Origin of the sequence: Enterobacter vonholyi, assembly GCF_008364555.1 — a bacterium.
Classification (GTDB): Bacteria; Pseudomonadota; Gammaproteobacteria; order Enterobacterales; family Enterobacteriaceae; genus Enterobacter; species Enterobacter vonholyi.
This window is the reverse complement of record NZ_VTUC01000006.1, coordinates 393041-407858: the sequence shown is the minus strand read 5'-3', so window position 1 is coordinate 407858 and position 14818 is coordinate 393041. Positions and strand designations below refer to the sequence as shown.

Genomic DNA, 14818 nt, shown 5'->3' with positions numbered 1-14818 from the left:
TAGCCATGAGAAAAATGCATAGCTGAGGTGTTTCCATGTCGCGCCGTTCGCTCCCGCTCAATGCCATCGACGCATTTTTAGTCACCGCGCGTCACCTGAATCTGACCCATGCTGCCGCAGAACTTTGCCTGACGCAGGGGGCCGTGAGCCGCAAGATAGCCTCCCTCGAAGCGTGGTTTGGCTTTCCGCTTTTTGAACGCCACGCGCGCGGCCTGCGCCTCTCTTCGCAGGGCAGCGCCCTGCTTCCGGAGCTGCAGTCTGCTTTTGAACAATTGCTGACCGTGGCCGACCAGGCCCGCAGCCAGCAGACCGTGATCCGGCTCAAGGCACCCACCTGCGCCATGCGCTGGCTGGTGCCGCGCCTGCTGGAGGTGGAGCGTGAGCAGCCGGATCTGCAGATCGCCCTGACCACCACTACCGATCACAACGTCAATTTCAAAACCGAATCTTACGACGCGGCCATCGTGTTCGGGACGCACATGAGCGCAGGCGACCTGCTGTTCGAAGAGGCGCTCACCCCGGTGATAAGCCCGGTGCGGGCGGGTGCAACGCTGGGATCGCTGACGTTCCTGCACCCCACAAGAGATAAGACAGACTGGTCGCTGTGGCTGACGAAACAGGAAGGTCCGGGCTTTGCTATGCACAAAAATCAACACTTCGACACGATGGATCTCGCCATCACGGCCGCCATTCAGGGGCTGGGCGTTGCCATTGCCGATGAAACGCTGGTGGCCGAAGATGTCCGCGCGGGAAGACTGATGCGGCCTTATGAAACCAGCATAAAAACCGGCGCCAGCTACCGGCTGGTGCTGCGCGAAACGCCAGGCGAGGAAAACGGACTGGCGGCGTTTCGCGCATGTTTGCTTAATCGAGGCTGACGTGGTGCTTCATCACCCGTTTGAAGAGGCTCATGCGGGCGCGCATAAAGCGGTTTTCAAGCCGAAAACCTGCATTTTTATTCACGCCAATGCGTAACAAAACGTCCCGCCCTTTTCGGCATGCGGGCCAGTGCGTCGGCCCTGGCAGGATCTCGCGAGGACCAGCGTCACGCGCAAAGCTCACCCAGTAATCGGCCACGTGGGCAGCAAACTGCAGATCCCGTTCGTTGACGTACTGACGTGAAGGCTCCACCTGACCTAACGTATCAAAGACATAGGGAACCTCGTTGCCGTGCCAGGCACCGTTGATATAGGTGGCATGTTCCGCTTCCGCGACATAGTCAAACCAGTAACGCCAGCACAATCCGCCGACGCGCTGCTGAGCCTGCATCACGACGTAGCCCATCGTGGTGAACGCCATGTCGCGGCACACCTGCCTGCCCAGCTCTTCATCGCCTTTGACGCCAGGATAGAGCAGCTTAATCAGCCCCAGTCCGAAGCGCCGCTCCCGGCGGAGCTTCTGGATTTGCCCGGCGAGATCGATGCCAAACACCGCCATTACGCTGGCCTCATCGCTGTTCGACCCAATCATCACCGGTACGGGATGCTGGCGGGCAGCGAAAAAGACGTCCAGCATCGCTTCGGGCAGAACGCAGTCCCCGACGATGGGCGCCGGGGCGACGTTCAGCGGCGCGGTTAACGGCCAGAACGCCTCGGGCGGAATGGCGCGCAGCTGCTCAGCAGTCGCCTTCTCCAGGCCAAAATGGGCGGCCAGCGCCTCCCCTTTTTGCAGCGCCTGTTCGCGCGGCGTGTCCGGCAAGGTGTACCCGCTTTGCACAATCGCCTTGTGGAACAAGCCAGCCGCCAGGGGCGATGCCAGCAAAGAAAGCACGCTGCGCGCACCGGCGGATTCGCCAAGCAGGGTCACGTTAGCGGGGTCGCCACCAAATGCGGTGATATTGTCCCTAACCCATTCGAGCGCGGCGATCTGATCCAGCAGTGCAAAATTATGCACCACGCGATCTTCCTCGCCCTCCAGCGCGGGATGGGCGAAAAAGCCGAGATGGCCGAGACGGTAGTTGATCGTCACGACAACAACGCCGCGCGTAGCCAGCGCTTTGCCGTTATAGGGCGGCAAGCCCCCCGCGCCAATGGTAAAGCCACCACCGTGCAGCCATACCATAACCGGAAGCGCCCCGGCGCGCTCTTTGGGGGACCAGACGTTCAGATAAAGACAGTCTTCTGAGAACTGGCCGGGATCGCCCCCGCCCAGCTCCTGACAATATTCGCTGCTTTGCCAGCTTGAGGCCGAAAAGGCGGTGGCCTCGCGAACGCCATCCCACGGTTCAGGCGGCCGCGGGGAGCGCCAGCGCCACTCGCCCACGGGCGGTGCGGCGTAGGGAATGCCGCACCAGACGTGGACATTTTCATCGGTTAAACCAGAGAGTGCGCCCTGGCGCGTTTCAGCCACAGGGGCGGAAGGATTTTGCATAACGACCTTATTTTTTCCATCACACCCCAGCAGAGTAACGATTTCAGAGCAAACCGCAACGCTGTTTGCTGCGCGTTTCAGCCTCCTGGTAGAGGGTAAACTCGTCATACACCGGGCAGCCCAGCGCGTCTTCAAACGCATCGCGGCTGGCGTTACCGTGGCTGCGGGCCTGGGTTTCATTCCCGAGATTGGACTGGAAAATCCCCGCGGCGCTAACCGGGAGGAAATCTTCGTAGGTGATCGGCTGGGCAACCACCCATCCGCGCTCGATCAGCGGTTGCGGATCGTCTCCCGGCCGGAACGCATGGCGATGCGCTTCACCCGCAGGCGTCAGACGGTAGCGGAAATACGCCAGCTCCTGACGGCGCATTAACAGTTCGCTGTCCGGGAAGGCGCTAAAGATCTCCCGCAGATGCAGCTGATGGGTCAGGTTATCTTTACCGGTACCGGCCTGGGCAAGCAGGCTATCGTACAGCTCCCGGCCTTTCGGGGTCAGCGCCACGCCGCGCTGTTCAATCTCACCGAAGCGCGCGGTGTGGGTGCCCTTATGTTCCCCGGCAAACAGCACCGGCTCTTCCAGCGCCTTGAAGCTGGTTTGACGCAGCAGTACGGGCACCTCGCGACGCGGCGGGCCTTCTATCAGAATTTTCGGCTCGATACCGTACTTCGGCATCAGCTCCTGCACCCGATCAATATCCAGCGTGCGCGGCGTAAGGTGGTTAATGTGGCAGCCGGGGAAGCAGACCACATCGGCAATCAGCCGGTGCTCGTTGTGGAGCGCAAGATAGGTTTCCTGATCGACCGTCGCGTGACGGTGCCAGCGGAAGGTTTCCAGCGCTTCCTGCACAAACTCGTGCGCCTGCTCGTCAGTAAAGTGCCCTTCCGATTCATACAGATCGAGAAGCGCCAGACAGCGCGGGGTGAAGATGTTCCGGTGAGAGAGGATTTCCGCCGCACGTTCGCGCAGCGCGACGTTTTCAATCAGCTCAAGGCGCAGCAGCGAAGTAAAGATGCGGAACGGATTACGGCACAGCGCCGCATCATCGATCGGGCGAAACGCCGTTGAGTGAACCGGCACCCCCGCCTGGGAGAGATCGTAATAGCTGACCGGGTACATGCCCATAATGGCAAACATACGGCGCAGGGTTGAAAGCTCTTGCGCACTGCCAACGCGAATTGCCCCGTGACGCTCCACGTTCAGGCGCGCAAGCTCATCGGCGTTTGCCAGTTGTTCATGTAATAGTGGGTTATTTTCCAGCACCGCCAGGTTTACGTCCGCTACCAGTTCAAGCAAGGTGCCGTACTGCGGAACTTCCTGCTGGTACATCGCCGACATAGCCTGCGAAAAGTGTTCCCGAATGTCATCAGCCGTGATGGTGTTCGCCATGATGTCATGCCTCCAGTGAATATTACCTGGAGTGTAGAGAAACCCGTTCCTTCCGGGGGGAAAGATTTCTGATTTGTGATCTTAAGACGACAGTGGTCAAACCGTGTGCGACTGGCCTCTTAACAAGCCTCAACGAAACCGCCCTTTCGTGCCCGACGCTTTTTATCCAGGATTTTCCTTATAATTATTTAGGGTTTCGCTTTCTAGCTATAAAGGAGTATTTTTTTATTTTCCTCTGACGGCAAATTAACCAATTTTAACGCGTCATTATTTTTATCCTCAGCTTTCAAATTTTTAGCTCAAAGTTAGGAATAATCTGAACAGTTGTTTACAAGTCCTTCCTGTCTATCCATATTTCCAGCTCAAGCGAAGCGCAAATTTACAAATATTTAAAAATAACGCAACCGCAAATAGCCAAATGCATTTGACGGATGCCGCACAGCGACTAGAGTTATTACTCGAACGACGAGTGATACGGAAATATTTTCGTATCGTACTGACATAACCAATATATGACTATGAGGTTTAATATGGCAGAGCATCGTGGTGGTTCCGGTAATTTCGCTGAAGACCGTGAAAAAGCATCAGAAGCTGGACGTAAAGGTGGCCAGCATAGCGGTGGTAATTTTAAAAACGATCCGCAACGCGCATCTGAAGCGGGTAAGAAAGGGGGACAGAACAGTCACGGCGGAGGCCGTAAATCTGATAACTCCTGATCTTATTTAGTACTATTTTAATAAAACCAGAGAGCATGCTGCGGGCTGAAAAGCTCGCAGTACCCATTCTTTATTTTACCGGAGCGTAATTATTATGAATATGAAAAGTGTTGAGGATATATTTATTCATCTTCTCTCGGACACCTACAGTGCGGAAAAACAGCTGACTCGCGCGCTTAGCAAGCTTGCCCGCGCCGCATCCAGCGAGAAGCTGAGCGCAGCCTTTACCGCGCACCTGGAGGAGACGCAGGGTCAGATCGAACGTATCGACCAGATTGTCGAACAGGAAGAAGGAATTAAGATTAAACGCATGAAGTGCGTGGCGATGGAAGGCTTAATTGAAGAAGCCAACGAAGTGATCGAAAGCACCGAAAAAAATGAAGTGCGTGATGCTGCCTTAATTGCCGCTGCGCAAAAAGTCGAGCATTATGAAATAGCCAGCTACGGCACCCTTGCCACATTAGCAGAACAACTGGGCTATAAAAAAGCCGTTAAGCTTCTTGCCGAAACCCTGGAAGAAGAAAAAGAGACCGACCTGAAACTCACCGATCTGGCCGTAGGCAATATTAACCAAAAAGCGCAAAAATGACGCTATAACATAGGTTAAATAAAATGAGCATCAGTCCCAGGACAATTAAACGGTGCCATTTAGCGGCAGCAATAATATGGTTCATTCTCGCTATCCCTTCCGTAATATGGTGGAAGAACAGCGTGCTATGGGTCATTATCATCAGTATTTATGCCAATATTGTCGGCCATTTATCTGGCTATAGTGCCGCACGTGCCGATCAGGCTGCTGAAAGTGAGAACAAATAAGCGAACCCCTAATGAGGATACAATGATGAATCACGTAGAACACTACCATGACTGGCTACGCGATGCCCATGCAATGGAAAAGCAAGCCGAATCAATGCTGGAATCCATGGCCAGCCGTATCGATAATTATCCTGATGTTCGCGCCAGAATTGAGCAACATATTAATGAGACAAAACGGCAAATCACATTGCTGGAGGAAATCCTCGACCGTAATGATATTTCTCGTTCGGTCTTAAAAGACTCGATGAGCAAAATGGCGGCGCTGGGACAATCCATCGGCGGCATGTTCCCTTCCGACGAAATCGTGAAGGGCTCGATCAGCGGCTATGTTTTCGAACAGTTTGAAATCGCCTGCTATACCTCCCTGCTAGCGGCGGCGAAAAAAGCGGGCGATACCGCTTCAATACCCGCTATTGAGACGATCCTCGCCGAAGAGCGCGAAATGGCCGACTGGCTGATTCGTCATATCCCGCAAACGACGGAACAGTTCCTGCTGCGTTCAGACGCGTCGGGTGTCGAAGCGAAAAAATAACCCACAGGAGAGTGAGCATGTTTCGACACGTCAAACAGCTGCAATACACGGTTCGCGTCGCCGAACCGAATCCCGGCCTTGCCAACCTTTTACTGGAACAATTTGGCGGGCCGCAGGGTGAACTGGCTGCCGCCTGCCGGTACTTTACGCAAGGGTTGAGCGATGACGATCCGGGCCGTAAGGATATGCTGATGGATATCGCAACCGAGGAGTTAAGCCACCTCGAAATTATCGGCACCCTGGTCGGTATGCTGAATAAAGGTGCCAAGGGCGCGCTGGCGGAAGGGGTGGAAAATGAGGCCGAGCTCTATCGCTCCATGACCGAAAACGGGAATGACAGCCACATCACCTCCCTGCTCTACGGCGGCGGTACGCCGCTCACCAACTCAGCAGGCGTGCCCTGGACGGCGGCCTACGTCGACACCATTGGCGAGCCGACGGCGGACCTACGCTCAAACGTGGCGGCCGAAGCCAGAGCCAAAATCATCTATGAACGGCTGATCAACGTGACCGACGATCCCGGCGTTAAGGACGCGCTGGCGTTTCTGATGACGCGTGAGGCGGCGCATCAGCTCTCCTTTGAGAAGGCGCTGCAGTCCATCCGTAATAATTTCCCGCCGGGAAAACTGCCGCCAATCGAGGAATTCACCAACAAGTACTACAATATGTCTGAAGGTGGAGAGGTTCGCGGAAGCTGGAACAGCGATAAACATTTCGATTACGTTGAGTCCCCCCAGCCTGCGGTTGACGGCGGCGATGGCAGTGCCAGCGTGACGCTCACAACCGAGCAGGCAACCCTGGTTAAGGCGATGTCTGCCCGCACGAAGTCCGATCCACATTCCGACCCGCTGACCGGTGCCGAGCTGGGTGCCGGTAAGACTAAACCGTAATCGGTTTGCCGGGCAGTCCTGAACTGCCCGGCAAGTCGCGTGCCCCATCGTCTCAGAGGTACGGACCATGTTCGAACTCGATGCATTTCATCTGGCCAGAATTCAGTTCGCTTTTACCGTCTCGTTCCATATCCTTTTTCCCGCGATCACCATCGGCCTCGCCAGCTATCTGGTGGTGCTGGAAGGCATGTGGCTGCGCACCAAAAACGACGTCTGGCGATCGCTATACCACTTCTGGCTAAAGATATTTGCCGTTAACTTCGGCATGGGCGTCGTTTCCGGGCTGGTTATGGCGTATCAGTTTGGCACCAACTGGAGCGGGTTCTCCCAGTTCGCGGGCAGCATTACCGGCCCGCTTCTGACCTATGAGGTGTTAACCGCCTTCTTCCTGGAGGCCGGATTCCTCGGCGTTATGATGTTCGGCTGGAACAAGGTCGGGCCGGGCCTGCACTTCTTTTCGACCTGCATGGTGGCGCTCGGCACGCTAATGTCGACCTTCTGGATCCTCGCCTCCAACAGCTGGATGCATACGCCGCAGGGTTTCACTATCGAAAATGGGCAGGTTATCCCGCAGGACTGGCTGGCCATCGTTTTTAACCCCTCCTTCCCTTACCGTCTTATTCATATGGCTATCGCCGCGTTCCTGAGCAGCGCGCTGTTTGTCGGCGCGTCGGGCGCCTGGCACCTGCTGCGCGGGAACGATACGCCAGCCGTTCGCACCATGTTTTCGATGGCGATGTGGATGGCGCTGCTGGTCGCGCCCATTCAGGCGGTGGTGGGCGATATGCACGGCCTGAACACGCTTGAGCATCAGCCGGCGAAAATTGCCGCCATTGAGGGTCACTGGGAAAATCCGCCCGGCGAGGCCACCCCGCTGCTGCTGTTTGGCCTGCCGGATATGGAGGAGGAGCGCACCAAATACGGTCTGGAGATCCCTGCCCTCGGCAGCCTGATCCTGACGCACAGTCTGGATAAACAGGTCCCCGCGCTGAAAGACTTCCCAAAAGAGGATCGCCCAAACTCGACCATCGTTTTCTGGTCGTTCCGCGTGATGGTCGGGATGGGGCTGCTGATGATTACTCTCGGTCTGGTCAGCCTCTGGCTGCGCTATCGTCATCGACTTTACCACTCGCGTCCGTTCCACTGGTTTGCCCTCTGCATGGGGCCTTCCGGGCTGCTGGCGCTGCTCGCCGGCTGGGTGACCACCGAAGTGGGCCGTCAGCCGTGGGTCGTCTATGGCTACCTGCGCACCATCGACGCGGTATCGCTGCACAGCACCCTGCAGATGAGCATCAGCCTGCTTGCGTTCTTCGTCGTCTACTCATCCGTATTTGGCGTGGGCTATGTTTATCTTATCCGGCTGATTAAGAAAGGTCCTCAGCCCGTCGATACGCTGACGTCAAACACCTCGGGCACGCCAGCCCGTCCGCTGTCTGCAGCGGAGTCTGTTCCGGAAGAGGAGAGAATCTGATGGGCGTCGATATCTCGGTGATTTGGTTTGCCATCATCGTGTTTGCCACGCTGATGTATATCATTATGGACGGCTTCGACCTGGGGATTGGCCTGCTGTTTAACTTCGTGGGCGATGCGAAAGAGCGCGATGTGATGGTCAACAGCGTGGCGCCCGTCTGGGACGGCAACGAGACCTGGCTTGTCCTCGGCGGCGCGGGGCTTTTCGGCGCGTTTCCGCTGGCCTATGCGGTCATTATTGATGCGCTGACGATCCCGCTCACCGCAATGCTGATCGGCCTCATCTTTCGCGGCGTCGCCTTTGAGTTCCGCTTCAAAGCCACCCCCTCACACCGCAAATTCTGGGACTACTCCTTCGCCGGCGGCTCCCTGCTCGCTACCTTCAGCCAGGGCGTGGTGGTGGGCGCCGTGATCAACGGCTTTGACGTGGAGGGCCGACGTTTTGTCGGCTCGGCGCTGGACTGGTTCACGCCCTTTAACCTCTTCTGCGGCATCGGTCTGGTCGTCGCCTACACGCTGCTGGGCACCACCTGGCTCATTATGAAAAGCGAAGGCGCGCTGCAACAACGCATGCGCGAACTGACCCGCCACGTGCTGCTGGCGCTGATGGTGGTTATCGCGGTGGTCAGCGTCTGGACCCCGCTCGGCTGGCAGTACGTCGCCGACCGCTGGTTTAGCCTGCCCAACTTCTTCTGGTTCCTGCCGGTTCCGCTGCTGGTCGGCATTTTCAGCGTGCTGATCTGGCGCCTGACCCGCAATCCGGACAGCCACGCGCGCCCTTTCCTGCTGACGCTGGGGCTGATCTTCCTCGGGTTCAGCGGGCTGGGTATCAGCCTCTGGCCGAACATTATCCCGCCGCGCATCACCCTGTGGGAGGCCGCAGCTCCGCCTGCCAGCCAGCTGTTTATGCTGGTTGGGACGTTACTGATTATTCCGGTGATCCTGGTATACACCGCCTGGAGCTACTACGTTTTCCGGGGCAAGGTTTCGGATACTGAAGGCTATCACTGAGGCACGCTATGACGGACTGGCATACACGGGCCATTATTTACCAGATTGATACCGCACTCTTTTATGATCTGAACGGCGATGGCTGCGGGGACATCGCCGGGATAGCGGCCAAGCTGCGGTACATTCGCCGCATGGGGGCGACGGTTATCTGGATCACACCGTTTTACCTCACGCCCTTTCTCGATGAAGGCTATGACGTCAGCGACCATCTACAGGTGGACCCCCGCTTCGGAAAGCTGGCCGATATCATCGCCTTTATCGAACAGGCCCGCGAGCTGGGCATGCAGGTCATTATCGAGCTGCTGATCCAGCACACCTCCGACGCGCATCCCTGGTTCCAGCAGGCACGCCGCAACCCGGCATCACCCTACCGGGATTACTACCTCTGGTCAGATAACGACGAGGACGATACGCCCCCCATGTTTCCCGGCGTCGAAAAGAGCATCTGGAGCTGGGACGACGAGGCGGGACAATACTACCGGCACATGTTCTATCGCCACGAACCGGATCTGAACCTCACCTCGCCCGCGGTGCTGAAAGAGATTGAGAACATCATCCTCTTCTGGCTCAAGCTGGGCGTGTCGGGATTTCGACTGGATGCCGCATCTCACCTGACCACCCAGGCGGGAAACGGTGATGAAAAAAAGGGCCTGTGGATCCTCGAGCATATGCGTCGTCTTATCGAGCAACACAACCCGGACGCGATCCTGCTGGGTGAGGTCGACGTTGAGGTGGAGGCCTATCAGGACTACTTTGGCAATAATGACCGCCTGAATCTGGTGCTCAATTTCTGGCTCAACAAATATTTTTACGTCAGCCTGGCCCGCAAAAGCGCCCGTCCGCTGCGCAACGCGGTGAAGAAGATGATCGTCCCGCCCGATTCATGCTGTTTTGCCAACTGGCTGCGCAATCACGACGAGCTGGATCTGGAGGGCATCAGCCAGAAAGACAAACAGTTTGTCCTCGATACCTTCGCCCCTGAAGAGGAGATGAACGTCTATCAGCGCGGGATCCGCCGCCGCCTGGCGCCGATGCTAAACGGCGATCTGAAGCGACTGGCGTTCTGCCATGCGGTGCTTTTTTCCCTGCCCGGCGTTCCGGTGATGCGCTACGGCGATGAGATCGGCATGGGGGATGACCTCGAGCTGGAGGAGCGCTACGCTGTGCGCACCCCGATGCAGTGGGCGGGATCGCAAGGCGGCGGTTTTTCGGCAGCCGACCCGAAAAAATTTATCGCGCCGATTATCGACCGCGGTCCTTATCGCTATCAGAAAATCAACGTCGCGGATTCGCTCCTCCACCGCAACTCGCTTCTGCACCGGATCATTGATATCGCCAATACCCGCTCGGAGTTCCCCGAAATCGCCGTTGCGCCCTTTCGGCTCCTCACGATCGATCGTGACGCGGTACTGGGGATCTATTACGAGACCGAAGAACGCAGCATCCTGACCTTTGTTAACTTCAGCGACCAGCCGGTGCAGTTCACCGTGAAGGGGATCCGCAACGCCACCTGGACCGCCTGTCTCGCGGACAAACGCTACAATGACGCGCTGGTTTGCGGTAAAACCTTCGAGCTCAGCCTTGGCGGCTACGGCTATCGCTGGTTCTGGACGCACCGCAGCGCGCTGCGCTGATTACGGTTTCCGGCGGGTTAGCAAACGCGTCAACACAATACCCGCCACCGCAAGGGCCCCTAACGCCACTTTGCCCGGCATATCGGAAGTCACGGACGACGCGCGAGTTTTCGCTTCATCAGTGAAACGGCCATGGATTTTGTGCAGGTCGTTAACCGGCTGGTCGAGATAATCCCGACGGTCCGGCGCGTTCAGATCGTCTGTCATCTGGCCTTCCCAGGCTTTCTTGACCATCAGCCTGTCCAGAAAACCCGGGAAGAGGAACTGCCCGACAATCGACTGAATGGTGCTGCTGCCAACCCACAGCTCGCGCACCGGTTTTTGCGCCGCCCTGAAGATGGCGCTGGCGGCGACTTCAGGCTCGAACACCGGCGGTACCGGGCGCATCGCCCAGGCGAACTTGTTCCTTGCCCATTCGAACTGCGGCGTATTGAGCCCCGGCATCTGCACCATCGAAAGCTGAACCCGGCTGTTCTCATGCATCAGCTCGGTACGCACCGCATCGGTGAACCCGCGGATCGCCGCTTTGGCCCCGCAGTAGGCGGACTGCAGCGGAATGGAACGGTAGGCCAGCGCAGACCCTACCTGGATAATCACGCCCCTGTCGCGCGGAACCATGAGCTCGAGAGCTGCGCGGGTGCCGTTCACGTAGCCGAGGTATGTCACCTCTGTCACGCGCCGAAACTCGTCCGGCGTAAGGGTACGAAACGGCGCCAGCACGGCCCCCATGGCGTTGTTCACCCAGACATCAATCGCGCCGAGGCGATACTCAATCTCGTTAGCCGCATCCACCACCGCCTGACTGTCGGCGACGTCCGCCTGCACGGCGTGCGCATTCACGCCGAAGCGGCGCAGCTCTTCCTGGGTTGAGTGCAGGCTGGCCTCATCGCGGGCGATAAGGCCGACATCGTAACCTGCTTTTGCGAAGCGCAGCGCCGTGGCTTTTCCCACGCCCGCCGTCCCACCGGTAATGACTATGACAGCCATAGAACCTCCACGTGAGTTTATCCGTTATTTCCGTCCGACAATGCTGTCACCAGCTCGGCCAGCGAAAAATGCACCGCTTTTTCCACCACGTCCTGACAGTCTCCGGAGAAAAGTACGGTGCGGGTTTGCGTCTCGCCGCGGATGTTCCACGCAAAGCAGACCGTCCCCGCCGCCGTGCCGTCGTCACCCCCTTCAGGGCCTGCATAGCCGCTGATGGCGATGCTGATATCCGCCTGGGCGATGTCGCGGATGCTGGCAGCCATCTCGGTAACCGTCTGCTCACTGACGGCGGTGTAGCGCGCGAGCGTCTCAGGACGAACGCCGAGGATCCGCGCTTTGGCTTCGTCGCTGAAAACGACCAGGCCAACATCATAAAAATCGGCCGTGTTCTCTTCGGCACAGAGCGCTACCGATAGCTTTCCGCCGGTGCAGGATTCCGCCGTGGTTAAGCGAAGCCCGAGATCGGTTAATTTGCTCGCCAGTTTTTTCGTCAGTTCACCCACGGTATAATTGTTGTCGTGAAAAAGATTGCTCATCTTTTCGCCTCTTATTTCTCGAAAGGAATGATTGAAATATGTCCATTGCGCTCAAGAATGGCATATTTAATTTGGCTTATTTCGGTAATACCATTATTTTGACGCGCTGACACCAGAATATCATCGCAAGATACATCGACCTTTTTGAGTTTATCAGCCAGGGGCACTCCGTTTTCCACCAGAATCACGGGAGTGCCGTCCAGAATATTCTCCACCGGGGAAAAATACTTCTTCATAAGGCCAAAAATAATATCTACTACTACCAGTGTGGTAATCGTAATCATCGCACCGGTGACGGAAAAATCTTGTCCAAGAAGCGCCTGCTGAGTAGCTTCACTAATTATCAGGAGCAGAATGAGATCGAAGCTGGTCATCTGCAGCAGCGCACGCCGCCCGGCCACTTTAAAAACCACCACGAGGAACAGATAAATCGCCAGCGCACGAAAGACCATTTCCATATCAGCCTCCTAGGGGTAAATAAATTGCCAGAAGGTTATCTCCGGCTCGCTGTTAATACGGATGGTTGTGTTCCATTTACCGGCTCTCGAAGGCGTGGTGAAGAATAACACAGAGAAGTTGTCTGATTTTTTCAAGTTGCTATAAACAAAATAGAGGGTCTTACCCCGGCTGAACATGCTGTCAGGCTGCGGCCAGACGCTGCCAGGCTCGTAAACATCGCTGCTCTCGCTGGTCATGCTGAGAACATACTTACCGTCTGATTGCACCGGGAACGCCAGCTCCATTCGCGTCTCCGTCTCCCGTCGGCCAAACCGTTCATAGCTTATGGTCAGTGATTTTGCGGAATTGGTTTTGACCGTATCGCTGACCCACCCGCTTGAAAACAGACCGGCGATAGCCGCGATGATAATAGCCAGCAGAACAATAAAACCCACCTGACGAAACGCGTATTCAAACGTCAGCAAGCGAAAACTCTCATCTATCCCGGGCAACTTTTCATTTTCACGCTTCATGGTCATCGTCACCGTTTCGCTTATTATCCGATAAGTTTGATTTCTCACGCGAATGTTTTTAGGACTTATCACATTTGCCACATAAAGGAATAGCAACAATACTTAATAAGTCAAGACACCCAAAATGAAGGATATCCGATGAAATTATCGCTTATTTCCGCTTTTATGATATTTCTGGTTCCGGCCGCCTTCGCAGATAATAACGGCGGGTTACAAAAAGGTGAAGCTCCGCCGCCACCCCATGCGCTGGATAGCGGATATCGCGGAACCGATGATGCGCGTATTATGACCATCGATCAGGCAAAACAACTGCACGACGGTGCGACCATTTCACTGCGCGGTAATCTTATTGACGGTAGCGGCGATAAGTTTGTATTTCAGGATAAAACCGGAAAAATCGACGTTATTATTCCCCAGGCAGTCTTTGACGGCAGAACGGTAAAACCCGATCAGATGATCAGCATCAACGGTTCGCTTGATAAAAAATCATCTCCTGCCGTCGTCCGCGTCGATCGTTTGCAGAAATAATTCAGCGAAGCGTTAACGCTGCAGTTATCCATCAAATCTCACCCCTTGGCTTAAGGAGTCAGCTATGAGTGATACCCAACAACGTACGAACGCTTATCCGCAGCCCCCGTTCCCGGAACAGCCACAAACGCCACCGGGACTGGCATCCGAAATGCAGCCTGTACCCGACCACGGGGAAACCAGCTACAAAGGGCATGGCCGCCTGGCCGGTAAAAAAGCGCTGATCACCGGCGGTGACTCGGGTATCGGTCGCGCAGTGGTCATCGCCTATGCCCGTGAAGGCGCTGACGTGGCGATTAACTATCTGCCTGAAGAGGAAAAAGACGCCGCGGAGGTCATCGACCTGATCAAAGCCGAAGGCCGGAACGCCGTCGCGCTGCCGGGGGACGTTCGGGACGAAACCTTCTGCCAGAACCTGGTCGAAGAAGCCGTCTCGAAGCTGGGCGGGCTGGATATTCTGGTCAACAACGCCGGTCGCCAGCAGTTCCGTGAATCCCTTGAAGAGCTGACTACCGAAGATTTTGACGCGACGTTTAAAACCAACGTATATGCCCCTTTCTGGATCACGAAGGCGGCCCTGCGGCACCTGAAGGCCTCGTCCGTTATCATTAATACCTCCTCCGTTCAGGCCGTTAAGCCCAGCCCGGTGCTGCTGGACTACGCCCAGACCAAAGCCTGTCTGGCGGTATTTACCAAATCCTTAGCCAAGCAGCTGGGTCCGAAAGGCATTCGCGTCAACGCGGTCGCTCCCGGCCCATACTGGACGGTGCTGCAGTCCAGCGGCGGCCAGCCGATGGAAAAAGTGAAGGAGTTTGGCGGAGATACGCCGCTGGGACGTCCGGGTCAGCCCGTCGAGATCGCCCCGCTGTACGTCACGCTGGCCTCGGATGAATGTTCGTTTACGTCCGGCCAGGTGTGGTGTTCTGACGGCGGTGACGGCGTAATCTAAACGCTTAACCCTTTCCCCTCA

At 56.5% G+C, this 14818-nt stretch carries 17 protein-coding genes; 11 read left to right on the top strand and 6 right to left on the bottom strand.

The window, feature by feature from the left end:
- The first annotated feature begins 35 nt into the window (after positions 1-35).
- Complete coding sequence (locus F0319_RS10625) at positions 36-878, top strand: LysR family transcriptional regulator (protein WP_149366879.1); 843 nt, start codon at positions 36-38, stop codon at positions 876-878.
- On the opposite strand, the gene F0319_RS10620 is transcribed toward F0319_RS10625, so the two are convergent.
- On the bottom strand, positions 865-2370 hold the full coding sequence (locus F0319_RS10620) for a carboxylesterase/lipase family protein (RefSeq protein WP_149366878.1): 1506 nt from the start codon (positions 2368-2370) through the stop codon (positions 865-867). The genes F0319_RS10625 and F0319_RS10620 overlap by 14 nt on opposite strands.
- Before the next feature lie 43 nt (positions 2371-2413).
- A complete protein-coding gene (gene hglS, locus F0319_RS10615; protein WP_149366877.1) occupies positions 2414-3757 on the bottom strand; it encodes a 2-oxoadipate dioxygenase/decarboxylase HglS in 1344 nt (447 codons plus the stop codon).
- 530 nt (positions 3758-4287) lie between these two features.
- Between hglS and F0319_RS10610 the strand changes: the two genes are divergently transcribed.
- From F0319_RS10610 to F0319_RS10575, 8 genes are all read left to right on the top strand, one after another.
- Entirely contained in the window at positions 4288-4473 is a 186-nt protein-coding gene (locus F0319_RS10610; RefSeq protein WP_004150795.1) for a con-10 family general stress protein, read from the top strand.
- A gap of 94 nt (positions 4474-4567) precedes the next feature.
- A complete protein-coding gene (locus tag F0319_RS10605) occupies positions 4568-5062 on the top strand; it encodes a YciE/YciF ferroxidase family protein (RefSeq protein WP_149366876.1) in 495 nt (164 codons plus the stop codon).
- A gap of 23 nt (positions 5063-5085) precedes the next feature.
- On the top strand, positions 5086-5289 hold the full coding sequence (locus F0319_RS10600; protein WP_111964639.1) for a hypothetical protein: 204 nt from the start codon (positions 5086-5088) through the stop codon (positions 5287-5289).
- A gap of 25 nt (positions 5290-5314) precedes the next feature.
- Positions 5315-5821, top strand: a complete 507-nt coding sequence (locus F0319_RS10595; protein ID WP_014883791.1) for a ferritin-like domain-containing protein — start codon at positions 5315-5317, stop codon at positions 5819-5821.
- Positions 5822-5838: 17 nt separating this feature from the next.
- Complete coding sequence (locus F0319_RS10590) at positions 5839-6711, top strand: manganese catalase family protein (RefSeq protein ID WP_008502274.1); 873 nt, start codon at positions 5839-5841, stop codon at positions 6709-6711.
- Between the two features lie 67 nt (positions 6712-6778).
- Positions 6779-8182: a cytochrome ubiquinol oxidase subunit I gene (locus tag F0319_RS10585; protein WP_149366875.1), complete on the top strand. Its 1404-nt coding sequence runs from the start codon at positions 6779-6781 to the stop codon at positions 8180-8182.
- Positions 8182-9192 (top strand): cytochrome d ubiquinol oxidase subunit II, encoded by a 1011-nt coding sequence (gene cydB / locus F0319_RS10580; protein ID WP_111964641.1) that lies wholly within the window; start codon positions 8182-8184, stop codon positions 9190-9192. Before F0319_RS10585 ends, cydB begins: the two co-directional genes overlap by 1 nt.
- An 8-nt stretch (positions 9193-9200) precedes the next feature.
- Positions 9201-10826 carry an alpha-amylase family protein gene (locus tag F0319_RS10575; RefSeq protein ID WP_149366874.1) on the top strand — a complete coding sequence of 542 codons (1626 nt, stop codon included), beginning with the start codon at positions 9201-9203 and terminating at the stop codon, positions 10824-10826.
- Here F0319_RS10575 and F0319_RS10570 read toward each other — a convergent pair whose 3' ends face one another.
- The 4 genes from F0319_RS10570 to F0319_RS10555 are packed head-to-tail and all read right to left on the bottom strand — an operon-like array spanning position 10827 to position 13320.
- Positions 10827-11813 (bottom strand): SDR family oxidoreductase, encoded by a 987-nt coding sequence (locus tag F0319_RS10570; protein WP_149366873.1) that lies wholly within the window; start codon positions 11811-11813, stop codon positions 10827-10829.
- Positions 11814-11830: 17 nt separating this feature from the next.
- A complete protein-coding gene (locus tag F0319_RS10565; protein ID WP_111964644.1) occupies positions 11831-12349 on the bottom strand; it encodes a 2-oxo-tetronate isomerase in 519 nt (172 codons plus the stop codon).
- An 11-nt stretch (positions 12350-12360) separates the two neighbouring features.
- Positions 12361-12807, bottom strand: coding sequence for a DUF421 domain-containing protein (locus F0319_RS10560; protein ID WP_111964645.1), 447 nt, complete (start codon positions 12805-12807; stop codon positions 12361-12363).
- A gap of 9 nt (positions 12808-12816) precedes the next feature.
- Positions 12817-13320 (bottom strand): hypothetical protein, encoded by a 504-nt coding sequence (locus F0319_RS10555; protein WP_149366872.1) that lies wholly within the window; start codon positions 13318-13320, stop codon positions 12817-12819.
- Between the two features lie 138 nt (positions 13321-13458).
- Between F0319_RS10555 and F0319_RS10550 the strand changes: the two genes are divergently transcribed.
- Both F0319_RS10550 and F0319_RS10545 read left to right on the top strand, forming a co-directional pair.
- A complete protein-coding gene (locus tag F0319_RS10550) occupies positions 13459-13848 on the top strand; it encodes a YdeI family stress tolerance OB fold protein (protein ID WP_045910503.1) in 390 nt (129 codons plus the stop codon).
- A 64-nt stretch (positions 13849-13912) separates the two neighbouring features.
- Entirely contained in the window at positions 13913-14797 is an 885-nt protein-coding gene (locus F0319_RS10545) for an SDR family oxidoreductase (protein WP_149366871.1), read from the top strand.
- Positions 14798-14818: the final 21 nt, after the last annotated feature.